The sequence below is a fragment of the Flavobacterium sp. P21 genome, from assembly GCF_050632225.1.
Classification (GTDB): Bacteria; Bacteroidota; Bacteroidia; order Flavobacteriales; family Flavobacteriaceae; genus Flavobacterium.
The window spans coordinates 4,698,284-4,715,183 of record NZ_CP192585.1; the positions used below are offsets into that span (position 1 = coordinate 4,698,284).

Annotated in this window: 13 protein-coding genes and 4 pseudogenes; 7 read left to right on the forward strand and 10 right to left on the reverse strand. The window is 34.0% G+C overall.

The features are described from left to right. Positions 1 to 218: 218 nt before the first annotated feature. A complete protein-coding gene (locus tag ACQ9BO_RS23555) occupies positions 219 to 2,426 on the forward strand; it encodes a cation:proton antiporter (RefSeq protein ID WP_431245198.1) in 2,208 nt (735 codons plus the stop codon). A 172-nt stretch (positions 2,427 to 2,598) separates the two neighbouring features. Here the strand turns inward: ACQ9BO_RS23555 and ACQ9BO_RS23560 are convergent, their stop codons facing one another. The 3 genes from ACQ9BO_RS23560 to ACQ9BO_RS23570 form a co-directional block, all read right to left on the reverse strand. Further along, the gene (locus ACQ9BO_RS23560) at positions 2,599 to 3,237 is read right to left on the reverse strand and encodes a peroxiredoxin (RefSeq protein WP_431242717.1); all 639 of its coding nucleotides are present in this window, start codon (positions 3,235 to 3,237) and stop codon (positions 2,599 to 2,601) included. Positions 3,238 to 3,348: 111 nt separating this feature from the next. Then, on the reverse strand, positions 3,349 to 3,909 hold the full coding sequence (locus ACQ9BO_RS23565) for an AEC family transporter (RefSeq protein ID WP_431242718.1): 561 nt from the start codon (positions 3,907 to 3,909) through the stop codon (positions 3,349 to 3,351). Further along, positions 3,864 to 4,259, reverse strand: coding sequence for an AEC family transporter (locus tag ACQ9BO_RS23570; RefSeq protein ID WP_431242719.1), 396 nt, complete (start codon positions 4,257 to 4,259; stop codon positions 3,864 to 3,866). Before ACQ9BO_RS23570 ends, ACQ9BO_RS23565 begins: the two co-directional genes overlap by 46 nt. 241 nt (positions 4,260 to 4,500) lie before the next feature. On the opposite strand from ACQ9BO_RS23570, the gene ACQ9BO_RS23575 reads away from it, so the two are divergent. The 3 genes and pseudogenes from ACQ9BO_RS23575 to meaB all read left to right on the forward strand — a co-directional run bounded on the left by ACQ9BO_RS23575 (position 4,501) and on the right by meaB (position 6,972). Further along, positions 4,501 to 4,749: an Rrf2 family transcriptional regulator gene (locus ACQ9BO_RS23575; RefSeq protein WP_431242720.1), complete on the forward strand. Its 249-nt coding sequence runs from the start codon at positions 4,501 to 4,503 to the stop codon at positions 4,747 to 4,749. A 218-nt stretch (positions 4,750 to 4,967) separates the two neighbouring features. Then, positions 4,968 to 5,610: pseudogene (locus tag ACQ9BO_RS23580) on the forward strand (NAD(P)-dependent oxidoreductase). Positions 5,611 to 5,877: 267 nt separating this feature from the next. Then, positions 5,878 to 6,972 (forward strand): annotated as a pseudogene (gene meaB, locus ACQ9BO_RS23585) (methylmalonyl Co-A mutase-associated GTPase MeaB). 99 nt (positions 6,973 to 7,071) lie between these two features. Here meaB and ACQ9BO_RS23590 read toward each other — a convergent pair. The 4 genes and pseudogenes from ACQ9BO_RS23590 to ACQ9BO_RS23605 form a co-directional block, all read right to left on the reverse strand. After that, positions 7,072 to 8,439 (reverse strand): LTA synthase family protein, encoded by a 1,368-nt coding sequence (locus ACQ9BO_RS23590; RefSeq protein WP_431242721.1) that lies wholly within the window; start codon positions 8,437 to 8,439, stop codon positions 7,072 to 7,074. Next, complete coding sequence (locus ACQ9BO_RS23595) at positions 8,436 to 9,002, reverse strand: hypothetical protein (protein ID WP_431242722.1); 567 nt, start codon at positions 9,000 to 9,002, stop codon at positions 8,436 to 8,438. Before ACQ9BO_RS23595 ends, ACQ9BO_RS23590 begins: the two co-directional genes overlap by 4 nt. A 226-nt stretch (positions 9,003 to 9,228) precedes the next feature. Next, positions 9,229 to 9,456: a hypothetical protein gene (locus ACQ9BO_RS23600; RefSeq protein ID WP_431242723.1), complete on the reverse strand. Its 228-nt coding sequence runs from the start codon at positions 9,454 to 9,456 to the stop codon at positions 9,229 to 9,231. A 63-nt stretch (positions 9,457 to 9,519) separates the two neighbouring features. Next, positions 9,520 to 10,904: pseudogene (locus tag ACQ9BO_RS23605) on the reverse strand (MATE family efflux transporter). A gap of 189 nt (positions 10,905 to 11,093) precedes the next feature. Here ACQ9BO_RS23605 and ACQ9BO_RS23610 point away from each other — a divergent pair. After that, the gene (locus ACQ9BO_RS23610) at positions 11,094 to 11,612 is read left to right on the forward strand and encodes a hypothetical protein (RefSeq protein WP_320568474.1); all 519 of its coding nucleotides are present in this window, start codon (positions 11,094 to 11,096) and stop codon (positions 11,610 to 11,612) included. A 120-nt stretch (positions 11,613 to 11,732) separates the two neighbouring features. On the opposite strand, the pseudogene ACQ9BO_RS23615 reads toward ACQ9BO_RS23610, so the two are convergent. The 3 genes and pseudogenes from ACQ9BO_RS23615 to ACQ9BO_RS23625 all read right to left on the reverse strand — a co-directional run bounded on the left by ACQ9BO_RS23615 (position 11,733) and on the right by ACQ9BO_RS23625 (position 15,064). Then, positions 11,733 to 13,513, reverse strand: a pseudogene (locus ACQ9BO_RS23615) (cytochrome-c peroxidase). 97 nt (positions 13,514 to 13,610) lie between these two features. Continuing rightward, positions 13,611 to 13,835 (reverse strand): hypothetical protein, encoded by a 225-nt coding sequence (locus ACQ9BO_RS23620; protein ID WP_431242724.1) that lies wholly within the window; start codon positions 13,833 to 13,835, stop codon positions 13,611 to 13,613. Beyond that, on the reverse strand, positions 13,814 to 15,064 hold the full coding sequence (locus tag ACQ9BO_RS23625; RefSeq protein ID WP_431242725.1) for a hypothetical protein: 1,251 nt from the start codon (positions 15,062 to 15,064) through the stop codon (positions 13,814 to 13,816). Before ACQ9BO_RS23625 ends, ACQ9BO_RS23620 begins: the two co-directional genes overlap by 22 nt. 469 nt (positions 15,065 to 15,533) lie before the next feature. Between ACQ9BO_RS23625 and ACQ9BO_RS23630 the strand changes: the two genes are divergently transcribed. Both ACQ9BO_RS23630 and ACQ9BO_RS23635 read left to right on the forward strand, forming a co-directional pair. Then, positions 15,534 to 16,049, forward strand: coding sequence for a hypothetical protein (locus tag ACQ9BO_RS23630; RefSeq protein ID WP_431242726.1), 516 nt, complete (start codon positions 15,534 to 15,536; stop codon positions 16,047 to 16,049). 5 nt (positions 16,050 to 16,054) lie between these two features. Further along, positions 16,055 to 16,891 carry a DUF6929 family protein gene (locus ACQ9BO_RS23635; RefSeq protein WP_431242727.1) on the forward strand — a complete coding sequence of 279 codons (837 nt, stop codon included), beginning with the start codon at positions 16,055 to 16,057 and terminating at the stop codon, positions 16,889 to 16,891. Positions 16,892 to 16,900: the final 9 nt, after the last annotated feature.

The following is a 16,900-nucleotide window of genomic DNA, read 5'->3' on the forward strand; positions in this document are numbered from 1 at the left end:
CAAAAAAAGCTATCTTTATCGAGATAGCTTTTTTTATTTAACTCAGACTCTTTTTAGCCCAGATTGAAATGAAAAGCCTTTTGTTCAAAACGCCATATTTTTTTGCAGGTACAGAGCGACCAGAGGAAGCTCCTGGAACTGCTTAAAAAATAGGCGTTTTGAACAAAAGCTTGAAATGGAAAGCTGGATTAGCTCCTGAAAAAAATACCACATTTTATATGATTGCATTAAACGCCGAAACCACCCACCACTTACAACCTTTAATCAGCGACTTGGGATTAATCCTGATGACCGCCGGAATTGCTGTGCTTTTATTCAAAAAAATGAAACAGCCTTTAGTTTTAGGGTATTTGATTGCAGGTTTTTTGGCTGGAAATCATTTTGACTTTTTCCCATCAATTACAGATATGAAAAGTGTCGAAGTTTGGGCCGAAATTGGTGTTATCTTTTTGCTTTTTAGCTTAGGTCTCGAATTTAGTTTTAAAAAACTGATGAAAGTGGGAGGCACTTCTTCCATAACCGCGATAACTCAGATTATGTTTATGACTTTAATTGGTTATCTAGTTGGTCAATGGATGGGCTGGGGAAAAATGGACAGTATTTTTCTTGGCGCCACGCTTTCTATTTCTTCTACAACTATTATCATTCGAGCGTTTGATGAATTGGGCGTCAAAGGAAAAAAGTTCGTTGGAATTGTATTTGGCGCATTGATTGTCGAAGATATTGTTGCGATTTTGATGCTCGTTTTATTATCCACAATTGCGGTGAGTGATCAGGTTTCTGGAGTCGCTTTATTGCAATCTGTTTTAAAATTAGTGTTCTTTTTGATTATTTGGTTTTTAGGCGGAATCTTCATTATTCCGACGATATTGAAAAAGGCGAAACATTTATTGAGCGATGAAATGTTGCTTATTATTTCGCTTGCCCTTTGTTTAATGATGGTAATGTTTGTCGCCAATGTTGGTTTTTCGCCAGCGTTAGGTGCTTTTATAATGGGTTCTATTATTGCCGAAACCACTCAGGCCGAAAAAATTGAACATTTGATTCAACCTGTAAAAGACTTATTTGGAGCTGTTTTCTTTGTATCGGTAGGAATGTTGATTAATCCGGTAACCTTAGTTGATTTTGCGCTTCCCGTTTTGATTATCACTTTGGTAACTGTTTTTGGAAAAGCATTAAGCTCTGCATTTGGAGCTTTGCTTTCGGGTCAACCTTTAAAACAATCGGTGCAAACCGGAATGAGTTTGGCGCAAATTGGGGAATTCTCATTTATTATTGCCACACTCGGAATGTCATTGAAAGTGACAAGTGACTTTTTGTATCCAATAATTGTGGCTGTTTCAGCAGTTACTACATTTACAACGCCATTTTTGATTAAATATTCGGAACAATTTGCTTTGTTTTTGGAATCAAAAATGCCAAAAAGATGGGTCAAAAACATCAACCGTTATAGTATGAATGCGCAAGCAATTAAATCGGTTAGCACTTGGCAAATTGTTTTGAGAGCTTCTGTAACACAAATTATTCTTCATACCATCATCATTACGGCAATCATATTATTATCATCAAAATTTGTGGCTCCGTTAGTGGCTGATACCCGATTTGGAAATACGCTTGCCGCCTTAATTACTTTGGTTATTATTGCTCCTTTTTTATGGGCGCTTTCTTTGCGAAGAGTAAAAGTTGATGAAGTTGAAACTTTATGGGAAGAGCGAAAATACCGTGGTGCACTTTTAATGCTGATTTTAATCAGAATGAGTCTTGGTCTGTTTTTCGTTGGATTTTTATTGAATATTTTCTTCTCGCCTTTGGTTGCTTTTGTCGCGCTGATTATTGCCATTTGCGCTTATCAAATTTTCCCTAAAAAATTAAACGAACAATATCATAAAATTGAAAATCATTTTCTGAAAAATCTTAACGATCGTGAAAACAAAAAAATCGACAGACGTTACGCTAATTTGATGCCTTGGGACGGCCACATGTCGTTTTTTGACATTGGAAAAGAATCAAACTTGGCAGGAAAAACACTTGAAGAATTAAAATTCAGAGAACAACTCGGAATTAATATTGCTGAAATAAAACGAGGCGATATTACCATTCCAATTCCGTCTAAAAATGAACGTTTGTTTCCGGGTGACGAAATTTGTGTAATTGGTACCGATGCTCAAGTAACCGAATTTGCTAAATATCTAAATCAAAATGAAATTGAACCTCCAACAGAAGTTCAAGAATCTGAAATTGTACTACGTCAGTTAGAGGTTTCTCAGGAGGATTTCATCCAAAAAAGCATTGGACAATTTAGAGGAAAAACTGGTGGTTTAGTCGTTGGAATTGAACGAAACGGAAACAGAATTTTGAACCCAGAATCTCCTATTATTTTACAGAAAAATGATATTATCTGGGTTGTAGGCGACAAGAAAAAATGAATGAGTTGACTAAAGGGACTAAGGTTCTGAGGGGCTAAGGTTCTAAGTTTTTTTATATAAAAAGCGCTAAGATTTCAATTATGAAATCTTAGCGCTTTTTATTTGACAGAAGCCAAAGAGTGCTGAGAATAAAACTTAGAAACTCAGCATCTCAGCATCTTAGTATCTTTAATTATTTATTCGGCTGTGGCGTCAATCTTAAATAAGGTTTGATTGGTGTGTGTCCTTTTGGGAATTTTGCTGGGATATCGCTATCTGGAATTGCTGGCGCGATTACAACATCTTGACCATCTTTCCAGTTTGCCGGCGTTGCTACGCTATAATTTGCCGTTAATTGCAAACTGTCAATTACACGAAGCAATTCGTCAAAATTTCTTCCTGTTGAAGCTGGATATGTTAATGTCAGTTTTATTTTTTTATCGGCGCCAATCACGAAAACCGAACGAACTGTAAATTTATCGCTTGCATTTGGGTGAAGCATATCATATAAAGTCGCTACTTTTTTATCTTCATCAGCAATAATCGGGAAATTGACTTCTGTATTTTGAGTTTCATTGATGTCCTTAATCCACTCTTTGTGAGACTCTAATCCATCTACACTCAAAGCAATAACCTTGGTATTTCTTTTTGTAAATTCAGGAAGGTAATTCGCCACAGTTCCTAATTCAGTAGTACAAACCGGCGTAAAATCTGCTGGATGCGAAAATAAAACGCCCCATGAATCACCTAAATATTCATGAAAATTGATTGGTCCTTGTGTGGTTTCTGCATGAAAATCCGGAGCTATATCGCCTAATCTTAATGTTGACATAATTTATATTTTTTAGTTCCAATAAAATTAACCAAAAAACACATTAAGAAAACATCAAAAAGGTAAAAAAAGTTAAAATTCTACTTTGTCGATATAATTACTATTTTACTATTAAATAAAACTAAGAATGAAGTACCAAAAAGCAAGAGTTACAAAAGAAATTGGAATACCAAAACCAATCATCATACTGCTTAATTTTGGTTTTAATCCGTAAGTTGAAGCTAAAATTGCACCTGTAATCATTGGTGCCATTGCAGTTTCCATCAAGGTAATTTTTATGACCTCAGAATGCTGATTAAAAACAAACACGTACAGCACAAAAATGATAAAAGGAACTAAAAGCAATTTAAAGAAAAGTCCGAGTCGTAAAAATTTCCAATGCTGACTTTTTCGATCAAAAGTCAATTGCAAACCAACAGAAAGCAAAGCCAAAGGTGTCACCAAACTTCCAATTTTCAGCAATACTAATTGAAAATTTTCATTTAAATTATAATCAAAAATATTCATCAGGCAGGCTAAAACAAACATCAGAAATGGCGGAAACGTGATGATTTTTTTGAAGATCCCTAAAGCATTTGGGCTTCCTTTAGAATAAAAAGCCGCTGTAAAAACGCCAAGTGTAGAAACTACCACAAAAGTTCCAGGCTGATCGACCAAAACAGCAGTTTCCAAACCTTTTTTCCAAATAAAGCTTCAATAATTGGATATCCCAGAAAAGAGCTGTTGCTTAATCCAGCAGTTAAAATCAAACAACCAATGAGTTTATTGGACCAGCCATTTCTTCTTCCTAAGAAATGAAAAAAGATAAAAGCCAAAATATAGGTAATCCACCCTGCTCCTATTGGAAACAGCAATTCGTCGCTCCATTTTATTTTCGGAATGTGATATAAAGTAATCGCAGGAAGACAAAAATAGATGACAATCTTATTGAGCGTCTTATAAATATGAGTAGGAAATTGTTTTACATGTTGTAAAACCAAGCCTAACGAAAGAAATAAAAATATTAGAAGAAAGTTGTTCATATCATAAGATCGAGACAAAAATAGTTATTTATATTTTAGTGATTAGTGAAAAGTGATTAGTAATTAGCTTTTCGAACGAATAGCAACTACTTATTTTATTTTGTTACACTTATAACACTTTACCAAAAATAATTTGCTAATCACTTTTCACTAATTACTAATCACTTATTTCCAAAAAGTTAGTTAAAATTTATTTTCGTATTGCAAAACTCATTATATTTGTAACATATTTTATTACAGTATGCTTTCAGGTAAATTTGCCATAACGATTCACATTCTTACTTTGCTTCATAAATTCCCAAATGATTATTTGTCATCGGAATATATTGCAGGAAGTATGAACCTCAATCCTGTTTTGGTTAGAAAAGAGATTGCAAACCTAAAAGCGCATCATATTGTAGAAAGTAAAGAAGGGAAAAATGGCGGTACAAAATTGGCTGTAGATGCTCGCAAAACTGACTTTGAAAGAAATATTCGAAATGACTTTTGAAACTATTGGTTTAGGTTATGCCAAAAATCAGCCAAATCCTGATTGTCCTGTTGGAAAAAAATAAATCAGAATTTGGACGCTTTATACAGCGAAATGAATCAAAAAGTCAGTGCACAACTTGAAAAAATTTCATTGGAAGATTTTTCGAATCAGTTTTAGAACTATTTTTTTAACCAAAACTGTAACATTTTTTATTACTAAATAAATTTATATATATTATGAAAATCGCACTTATTGGAGCTACAGGATTTGTAGGCTCAGCAATTTTAAACGAATTGGCAAACAGAAAACACGAAATTACAGCAATTGCAAGAACCCCAAAAGATACTGACAATGCAAAATGGGTTGCGAGCAGATATTTTTAATGCAGATGCTTTGTCCGAAATTTTAAAAGGACATGATGTTATCATCAACGCTTATAATCCAGGTTGGACAAATACAAATTACGCCTCTGATTTCGAAAACGGCTCAAAATCGATTCAAGAAGCCGCAAAAAAATCAGGTGTAAAACGTTTTATCACAATCGGAGGTGCGGGAAGTTTATATGTTGCGCCAGGCGTGCAAGCAGTTGATACTCCAGAGTTTCCAAAAGAATATTACACAGTCGCTTCTGCCGCAAGAGATTATTTAAATGTTATTAAAGAAGAAAAAGAATTGGATTGGGCATTTTTTAGTCCAGCTCTTGAAATGCACCAAGGAATTACGACAGGAAGAACAGGAAAATACCGTTTAGGGTTAGAAAATCCTGTTTTCAACGACGAACAAAGAAGTATTTTATCTGTTGAAGATCTAGCAGTGGTTATTGCTGATGAAGTTGAAACTCCAAAACATCACCAAGTTCGTTTTACAGCTGGATACTAATTTTTTTCGCCACGAATTGCACTAATTTTCACTAATTCCTTTTTTTTAATGAATTTTCCATGTCATCCTGAGCGAAGTCGAAGGACGCGCAAGCGACTCGACAAAGATTGTCGATTTTGATTATGGAGTTTCTATCGTGTCCTTCGACTTCGCTCAGGATGACAAAAATTAGCCAACAACTTAGTGAAAATTCGCGTAATTCGTGGCATACTAAACTTTTTGAAACTGTTTTTGTTTTCTGTACTTTTACGATACTAAAAAAGTATTTTGTCAAGTTTAAAGAAACAATCGAGTAGCTTAACTGAAAAAGCTGGAATTTCATCCCCTGAAATCACCAGTGCTTCTGCTATAAATGAAATTAAAAACAAACGCAGACAACAACCTTCAGCTTCTGAATTAATATCTGGAATTCTATCTGGAAATCGCACAGCTCTCAGCAGAGCAATTACGCTTATCGAAAGCACCAATCCTGAACATTTAGAAAAAGCAAACGAAATCATAAAGGGATGTTTGCCTCATGCCAATAAATCAATCCGAATTGGGATTACTGGCGTTCCTGGTGTTGGAAAAAGTACTTTTATTGAAGCTTTTGGAACCTTTCTTACTAGCATTGGCAAAAAAGTGGCTGTATTGGCAGTTGACCCAAGCAGTTCTATTTCGCATGGAAGCATTTTGGGCGATAAAACCCGAATGGAAGAATTAGTGAAAGATGAAAATGCTTTTATCAGACCCAGCGCTTCTGGAGACACTTTGGGCGGTGTGGCTCGAAAAACCCGCGAATCGATTATTTTATGCGAGGCCGCTGGTTTTGATACCATAATTATTGAAACCGTTGGTGTTGGACAAAGCGAAACTGCTGTTCACAGTATGGTTGATTTTTTCTTTTATTAAAAATTTCTGGCGCAGGCGATGAACTTCAAGGCATTAAACGAGGCATTATGGAAATGGCTGATGCCATCGTAATCAATAAAGCCGACGGAGACAATATCAAAAAAGCCAATCAGGCAAAATTAGAATTCAATCGAGCTTTACATTTATTTCCTCCAAAACCATCAAATTGGCAACCAAAAGTTACTACTTGCGGCGCTATTACCAAAGATGGCATTTCGGAAGTCTGGAATACTATTTCTGATTATTTCGAAATGACCAAAGAAACGGGATTTTTCCAAGAAAAACGACACGAACAAAATCAGTTTTGGATGATGGAAACGATCAATGAGCAATTAAAACAAAACTTCTATAATCAGCCAGAAATTATTTCATTATTGGAAAAAATAAAAAAGCAGTGCAAAATGATGAAATTTCACCTTTTGTACTGCTTCTCTTTTATTAAAATTTTATTTTAATAAAGATTCTAAGTGATTAAGATTCTAAGACTCTAAGTTTTCTCGCTTTTGTCAATTAAAAAAAAGACCACTCGTTCTCTAAATAAAAAACTTAGAACCTTAGCAACTTAGAATCTTAGCGTCTTAATTTATATTTACTTTCTTTATACAAATTTCCTGCTGTAATTACGTGTGCCAAAGCATCTTTTGCTAAATCTTCGTTTAATTTTACAGGAATTAAAGTCGTATCGTTTTTGATTTCGAATTGAAGCGGTTTCAAATTTGGTTGCATGATTACCACTTGATTTTCTACTCTAAATGCGTTGATATCATTAAACTGCATGATTGATCTTCCTTGGACTTTTGGATCTAATTTTGTTAAATTTCTTCCAACCATTGGCGTTTCGAATGGAAGTCCTAAATAACCCAATAACGTTGGCGGAATATCTATCTGACTTGCTAATCTGTCATAAACTGCACCTTTTGCAACTCCAGGTCCCATAATAAATGCCGGAATATGGAATTTATTAATTGGCACTAAATTTTTTCCGTACGTTCTTGTATTATGATCGGCAATTACGATGAAAATCGTGTTTTTAAAATACGCTTCTTTTTTAGCCATTTCAAAGAATTTCCCGATTGAAAAATCAGCATATTTCATGGCGTTATTTACTGTTGCAGGCTTTTTGTCATAAGGTTTTATTCTTCCTGCTGGATATTCAAAAGGCTCGTGATTTGAAGTCGAAAACATTAAAGAGAAAAACGGCTTGTCTCCTTTTGATTTGAAATACTGATTGGCTTTGGTAACCAAATCTTCATCAGAATAGCCCCAAGTTCCTTTGAACGCATATTTATTTCCATCAGATTCAAAATCGGTTTGATCAACAATATCACTGAAACCATTTCCATTAAAAAACGAGGCCATATTATCAAAATTCGCCATTCCACCGTAAATAAAACTTGTGTCATATCCTTTTTGTTTTAAAGCGTCGGCAAGTGTGAAAAAACCTTGTTGAGAATTTCCAAGTCTTACAACACTTTCTGATGGTGAAGGCAAAAATCCTGTCACAACTGCCTCGATTCCGCGAACACTTCTGGTTCCTGTACAATACAAATTAGTGAATAAAGTACCTTCTTTTGATAATTTATCAAACTCTGGCGTTAAAGGTTTTCCACCTAAAATTCCAACATATTCTGCTCCTAAACTTTCTTGCAGAAAAATCACCAAATTATATGGTTTTTGCCTAGCTGAATCCGGTTGCTGAACGTGAAGAAACGGAATTTCAGGATCTGTAAAATCTTTTAGCCCGGCAATCATGTATTTTTTTACACGAGCGATTGCTTCGGCTTCATCCATTTTTCCGTACATTTTTGTATTTGCTTCATTCTTGATTGAATAAGCCGCAAACGCAACTGTATAAAAAGAATTTAAACCTAAAGTATTGGTTAATTGATCTGTCGAAAAAACAGCATTACTAGCATTAATTGGTCGTTTTGAAGTCAAGCTTGAACGCGCTCCAAAAACAATAAAAAAGCTAATAACGGAAAAACCATCAGCTTAAATTTATAATCTGTCGTTACTGTATGAAAATATTTTTTTCCTTTTTTTAATGCCAAATAAAGAACAGTTCCCAAAATTAGAAACGCCACAATAATTGAAATTAGGTAACTTTTTAAAAGCATTCCGACAACTTCTTTTGGATAAATAAGATAATCCAAGAAAATCTTATTTGGTCGTGTATCATATTGCTTTACAAAATCTGGCGATGCTATTTCTACAAAAAGAATCAAAAACAGAAAGAGAAAACTATAAATTACTAGAAATTTATTGGTGAATTTGATTGATTTGTTGGGCAAAAAAGTAATCAAAACTGCTGGCAGAAATGACAAATAACATAACAGAATCATATCCATTCGAAGACCAATTGGAAAAATATACCAGAAATTTGGCGTTTCGACTACTCTTTCCTTAAAGAGGAAAAATAAAAACAAACGGCTTAAAGTTGTGATCAGCAACCCAAATAGTATAAAATTAAAAATGGGTTTTAGGTAACTTAATTTTTTCATTATTGATATGGCATTAATTTTTGATTCAAAGAGGGAAATAATGATTCACAAAGTTTTTTCACGCAGATTTTAAAAGATTTAAGCAGATGCACGCAGATTTTTTATAGCAAATTTTAAAATTAAATCTGCTAAAATCTGCATGAAATAAATCTTTACATTATGCTTTGTGAAAAATTCTGGCGTTAAATAAAAGACAGGTATCTAGAAGACACACTGCGGTGTGCCTCTACTCTTCGTAACGGTTTACTTCTCTGTCGTAAAAATCATTTGCTTTTTCGATCAAGCTCTCCATTTCAGCGTTTAATTCTGCTTCGTCAAGATCTTCTGCTTCTTCTAAAAATTCAACCTCATCATCTTTTAAATTGATAATAAATCGAGGATAATCAAGATGAATGATGAAAATATCATCTGGAAAATCAGTATTGTCTCCAAGTAAAAATTTAGGTAATTCCATATTTATTTTTATTAATTGTTAATTTATATTTTCAAGTTATAGCTTATTTTTTTCCAAAATTAGTTATTTAGAAACTGAATTTGTAATCAATTTCTTAGTTAAATAATTAAAACGCAAGTAAAGCATAATTGCTCGCTGCCGTTAAACCTGCCAAAAGCCCTATCCAAACACCTTGAGCTTTCAATTCAGTATATTCTCCTAAATAATAGGAAATCGGAAAACCAATTACCCAATAAGCCACAAATGTGATATACATTGGGATTTTAACATCCTGCAATCCTCTAAGAGCACCCAAAACAACGACCTGAATTCCGTCAGAAATTTGGAAAACTGTCGCTATCACTAATAATTTAGAAGCAATTGCTATTACTTCTGTATTATCTGTTAGCTGAATCGTGTTTTCCATATTTAGGAACATATTTGGCAAAACTGTATGAAAAACAATGAAAATGATCGCAAAGAAAACCTCCAGAATAATAGCGAGCAAGAAAATGGACCTTGCTACAACAAGAAGCTTTTTATAATCTGTTAAACCTCGCTGATTACTTACACGAATCATTGAAGTGACACTTAGTCCCATTGCAAACATAAAAGTAAGTGAAGCAAGACTCAATGCGATTTGATTGGCCGCTTGACTCGTTTTTCCGATATTTCCACAAAGCCAAATTGAGGCTGTAAACAAAACCACTTCAAAAAGCATTTGCATTGCTGATGGAAATCCGATGCTGATAATTTTTTTGATAGTCGCTTTTTTAATTTCGTCGAAACTAAAGCCTTTGAAAAAACGTTTCAAATCGTCTCTTCGCGAAAGCATAATATGCATAAACATTACCAAAAATATTCTTGAAATTACAGTACCAAGTGCTCGCGCCGATAATTCCCATTTTTGGAAAAATCCAAATTCCGTAAATCAAAACATAATTAATTCCGACATGCAATACATTTGCCATCACCATTGCGTACATAGAGTATTTGGTCAATGACATTCCGTCTGCAAATTGCTTATATCCTTGATACATCACTAACGGAATCAATGAAAAAGCTACCCAACCTAAATACGGTTTCGCTAAAACAATTACATCTGCAGGCTGTTTTAATAATTCCATTATTGGTTTGGCACACATAATGACACTAAAAAGAATTAAACCAAGAATGGTGCATAAAAACAATCCGTGATGAAAAGCTGAACGAATTTTTGCATCGTTTTTCTCGGCATCACCTTCGGCAACAATTGGAGTGATTGCAGTAGAAAAACCAATTCCTAACGACATTGCGATAAAAATCATGCTATTTCCTAATGAAACCGCGACCAGTTCAGTACTTCCTAATTTTCCAACCATAATATTATCGACGATACCAATTAAAGTATGCCCGACCATTCCTAAAATTACAGGATATGCCAGTTTTAAATTATAAGAAAACTCCTTTGTGTACTGCTTTAAATTCACTTCTATTTTATTTTGTGGGCAAAGATAATCAGAAGCTCCGAATTCTGTCCTATCAATAAAAAGATATCCCATTTTTAAGGCAAAATTAAGCACACCCTAATATTATGTAACGATTTTTAAAAATTATATAACAAGCTCCAAAGCCCTTGATTATACTTTTACATTATTAATAATTCAAATATATAAGCCATGAGAAAAGTACAAATGATATGCCTAGCCGCTTTTGCATTTTTATTCGCCAACACAACTTTCGCACAAGAAAGTGAAACAAAAAATTACGATCAGGGATTTAGATTAGGTTTCGGTATCAATGGAGGAATTCCAACAGATAACGATTATGACTGGTCACTTGGCGGAGACGTTCGTTTACAATATGATTTGTCAAAAAGAACATCATTGACCTTGACAACGGGATTCACCAATTTATTTATGGGAAAAGATGAACTTGGAAATGACGTAAAAGACCTTGGATTTATTCCTGCAAAAGCTGGTTTTAAAGCCTTTGTTTGGGAAGATCAGTTCTATGTTTTAGGTGAAGTTGGTGCCGGTTTTGCTGTAACAAACGGTTATGACAAAACGACTTTTTTATGGGCGCCAGGAATAGGATACGCAAACAAATACATTGATTTGAGCGTACGTTACGAAGATTATCATGATTTCAGAACCAATCAAGTAGCCTTGCGCGTTGCTTACGGTTTTGACTTATAAAAGTTAAGGTTTAATTTATTTTTTTGTTTTTGGTATGAACCCGGCAGATTGCACAGTCTGCCGGGTTTGGTGTTTTATAAAATGGTTAATTATTAATTATTAATTGTTAATTGTTAATTGTTAATTGTTAATTTTAAAATATTTTTCATCCGTCAATGTTTTCGTAAAAGCAATCAATTGTTTTTTCTCTTTTTCAGACAAGTTCAATTTATCTTCAGGCAAAGTCTGATTTGGCACATCAAATCCTTTTCCTAAACCTCCGCCTTCGTTATAAAAATCAATAACTTCTTCGAGCGTTTTATAAACTCCATTATGCATGTATGGCGCTGTAAGTTCAATGTTTCTGATTGTTGGCGTTTTAAACGAATTTTTATGAATGGCCGCTTGCGTGATAACAAACTTGCCCAAATCTCCATCAAGCTTTTTATCTTTATTTGGAACTCCTAGAATTTCGCTTTCTGAGCGATCAAAATTTGGTGGTACAGTTCCGTTTGTAAGCGGAATAAAATGGCAGGTAGCGCATTTTGCTTTTCCGGCAAATAAATTAAATCCTGCTTTTTCATCAGCTGTAAAAGCAGTTTTGTTCTGCATATAATTATCAAATTTAGAATCATATTTACTTAACGAACGTATATAAGATGCCAAGGCATTTTTGATTGCAAATTCATTTATTTCTCCTTTCGGGAAAGCTTTTTTGAAAGACTTGACGTATTCAACATTTTTTGAATTTCCAAAGCCGATTTTTCCAATGATCCGTGCATTTCGTTTTCGTTTTTAATGACTGCAATAGCCTGATCTTCTAGATAACTCACTCTAGAATCAGCAAAAAATACGCGTTGAAAAGCAATGTTTGAAAGCGTTGGCGTATTACGTTGCAACATCGATTTTCCGTCTAACGAAACAGCTCTTTCTAATCCGTCTGTAAATGCTTTTTCGGCGTGATGACACGATGCGCAAGAACGTGTATTGTTTCCTGATAAAATAGGATCATTGAATAACTTTTTGCCTAATGCAACTTTTTCTGGTGTAGTTTTATAATCTGGAAAACCAGAGAAAGCTTCTGGATCAAAAGCATCTTTATCAAATAAAGTTTGAGCCGTAACTTTTAATCCGCGCTGTTCTTTCATCAGAGAAATTCCCAATTCAGATTGCGTTTTAAAAAGTCCTTTGCTTAGCGGATTCAAAATTTCTTTGATAAAATAAGCGCGATCGAAAGCATTAAAATTGGTATTTGATTTCAGATAATTTTTCCCTTTTTCGAAAATCTGAAGTACTTGTTTCGAATTTGAAACCGATTGATCTTGAAGATAAACACGATAATATTTTTCAATCGTTTCTAAAGATACTAATGCCTCCGGAAGCGAGTTTAGAACGACAGGCGAATCAAAACCGGTTATTCCCAAAGTTATAATTCGGTACACTTCTAATCGCATCGCATCAAAAACATGGGCATCTGTCAATTCATTGGAACCTGAAACTTTTTCCAAACGAGTTAAATTTGCTTCCAGAACTCCTAATTCCTGAATCAATTCTTGTTTGTTCACTTTGCTGTATTTCGGAAAAACCAATTCTTCAATAACCTGAAAACCTTCGGGTGAAACAGTTACTTTATCATTTTCTTCGAACTCAGGTATTGCTGGACCGTTGATTGCCTTAGAAACTGACGGCGAATAATATTCGCTGAGCAATTCGACTTTCTTGTAGTTTTGATGCGCTTCCAGAAATTGCCTCTGAATTTGAGCTTCGGTCGAATCTTCTTCAACAGAATATTTCAGTTTGGCAACTTTTTCAATAAGTGAAGTAATATCTTTTTGAAACAATTCATTTACTTCCTGATGTTTGCTTTTTTTCTGACAAGAAACAAGAGCCATTAAGAACAGCAAACAATATATTTTTTTCATGATTTTATTAGAATTATAAAAGAGGAATATTTAGAAAAACAGAAACCACTACTTCAAAATTGAAATAGTGGATACTGTTTTATAAAGACTTAAAAATTTATCTCGCTAAACCTTGAAGTACCAAAATTTGGCTTGCTTGTTGCTCATTCGGACGATTTGTTCCGCCGTCAACACCTTTGTATTTTGCTCCCGTCCAAGTATGTGGCTGAACGCTTAACATAAAAGTATCATTTATACCAACTTGCTCCGAAACATCAATCAAAGCACCATATTCCCAGTCACCAAATTTAGAAGTTCCGCCTACATTGTATTTTGCAAGCATCTCGCCGCAGTACGACGGTGATCTAATTCAACTACAACTTTTAAATCTTTTGTAGCAATATTATATTGATAGATGTATGCATCGTGTGTTTCGTCTCCGTAACCGTTTGCATCTTCTTGAACGTAAACATAGTTTTTAGTCACACAGATATTATCTGGATTTTGGAATTTTCCAGCAATTCCGCTTCTGTTATCTCCATCAAGGATTACTTCCAAAGTTCCTTTTAGCGGATCAGCAAGATCAAGATTTAATCTGTAAACTCTTCCGTATTTCGTTCTTGAACCATCAGCATTTGTTCCAGTTGTTGCTTGTCCCGTCACGTTGAAATACAATTCGCGATCTGCAGTATTTCCGCCTTTGCGGTAATCCAAATCTTCAACACGACCAAATTTGATTGCTTTCAAAGTATTAACAGCGACATTAATCTGTGCACCTGTCATTGTTGTATGATTGTCGATTTTTACGAAAGAAACAGGATATGTCTTGCTAACTTCCATATCTTTTTCTCTTTGATTGTCATCGTTTCTTTTTAACATATATAAAGATCCGCCAGTCAAATCACCAACGGTGTTCGATACATACATGAAAACTTGACCTCCATAAGTTCCAGAATCGTCATCGCCAATTACTACAACCGTTTTTCCCTTGTAGGCAGTCGAACGCAATGGCAAAGCATTTTCAGCACTTAAGCGTCCAAATCCTGATAATTCTTTTGAAACTGATGCATTTCCAGCACTTCCATAAGGATCTAAAGCGTGCGTACGAGATTCTTCACCAGATTCTCCACAAGTCAAATAAACTGGACCAAAACCATGTTCTGCTTGTGTAGCCATTGTCGCACCACACAATCTCCAAGTTCCTCCGCTTGAATTCAATAAATATTCCCCTTTTGTAGGTTTGAATGTTTTGTCTAATGTAATTCTTGAAACTGCAAAGTTATCTTCATTGTTTACCAAAAATGTAAATGTTCCGTCAGTGTTTTTCAACAAACCAGAACCATCGGCAGAACCTCCAAAAACAAAATTTGGACTATCTGCAAATACATCATCTGAGCTAAAAAGAGAGTAGATTTTTAAATTTTCAAAACCTGCTTGCGCTTTTAATAAACTTGGCGTTACAGATTGGTCTTTCAAAACAACGCTTGTGGCTGGCGTGTCATCTTTAGAATCGTTGTTACAAGATGTAAGCACCGACCCAATAATCATTAGAGGTAGAATAATTCGTTTCATAAGCTAAAATTGGTTTTATTTTTTTACAAAGTAAATCCGAGCACTTTAACTTAAAATGACTTCCATATTATCAAAAAAACAAGACTTTTACCACAAACAACCTTTGTTGAATAAAAATTTAACAATAAATTAGTAATACAAAATACACATAAACTTCTATTAACATTACTGTCAAAAAAAGAAACGAATTTTAGAACTTGATGCTCGCAATTCTTCTCGCATCTCCATAATTTTCATTTTTTTATACTAATAAATAGTCTAATTTTACGAAGCATATTCCTGCTATTCATTGCAATACTTTTCAATAAATTGCTTTTTTCCAAAGCCATAACAAGAGCTTATCCCGATGCATCGGGAGTCGCTTTGTTCTGTCAGGAAAAAATGCAATTTCTTTTCAAAGTATTTTCATTACTATCAGGGCTAGGCATTGGTTTTCATATGAACTTTTTCGTTATCTCAAAAATTCACAATGACAAAAAGAATTCTATTTATATTATTGTTTTTCATAAATCAAGCTTTTAGTCAGGATAGAAATTATTCGAATCCCGAAAAAGCTATAATCGAAGTATTTGGAAAATGCTATAAAGATCTGGAACCGATTGAAGGTACAATAAATTTAATTCCCGAAAAGGAAAATGTAAGATTCTGTTCATTATACCAATGTGTTAGAGGAATTGGTTACGCAGAAAACAAAAAAGAAATTGAAAGTTCAATTTTAAAAAGAGCTGTAGAAATAACTGTTAGACTATATAGCGAAGGAACACCTGTGTACTTAACCTATGGAATGAATAGTTCAAGCCAAGCTGATTGGGATAATGAAATTTTAACAGATGATGACAAAATAGTATACATAAGCGTGGCAGAATGTATTGTTTCGCAGTCTTTAATAAAAATAAGTGAAGCCGTAAATAACGCGACAATGGAGTTAATTAATAACTCTAAATCAGTAAAACAAAAAAATAGAACAAAAGAAGTTTCAAAATAAAATTCATGGAAAAATTCACATTAGAAATATTATTTCAAATCATCGGAATCGGTTCGGCATCTGGATTATTTTATAACAATGATACGCTTTACGTAATTGGCGACAACAGCGGATTTTTATACGAATACAATATGCAGAATCAGCAATTGAATCAGCATGCTTTAATTGATAATCCAACACAAAATATTCCTAAAAACCTAAAACCCGATTTTGAATCAATTACGCATCATAATGATACACTTTATGTTTTTGGTTCCGGCTCCACGGAAAACCGAAACAAAATGATTGAGTTTGATCTTAAATCCAAAAGTGTTTTACAGAAAAATAATTTAGTCGATTTATATGCTTTAATGCAAAGTTTCGGCGAAATAAAACCAGAAGATTTCAATTTAGAAGGCGCTATTTTCGATGGCGAAAACTGGTATTTATTTAATCGTGGAAATGGAATTTCAAACAAAAACACCATTTTCACTATTCATGCAAAAAAACTGGATCAGGAATTTGCTTTGATTGCGGTCAATTATAAACTGCCAAAAATAAAAGGCGTTCGTTCCAGTTTTACTGACGCCATTTTAGTCGAAGACAAAATCTATTTTCTTTCAACTGCCGAAGACACAAAATCAACTTACGACGACGGCGAAATATTAGGAAGTTTTATTGGAAGAATCGATGTTAAAACCATGAAAATTGATTTTACACAAAAAATAACTTCAACCAATAAATTTGAAGGTTTGACTTTTTATAAAAAAGAAAATAATAAAATTGAGTTTTTACTTTGCGAGGATAATGATACGGAGGTCTTAGAAACTAAGATTTATAAATTGGCTTTGCCGATTAAATAATGTAAACTT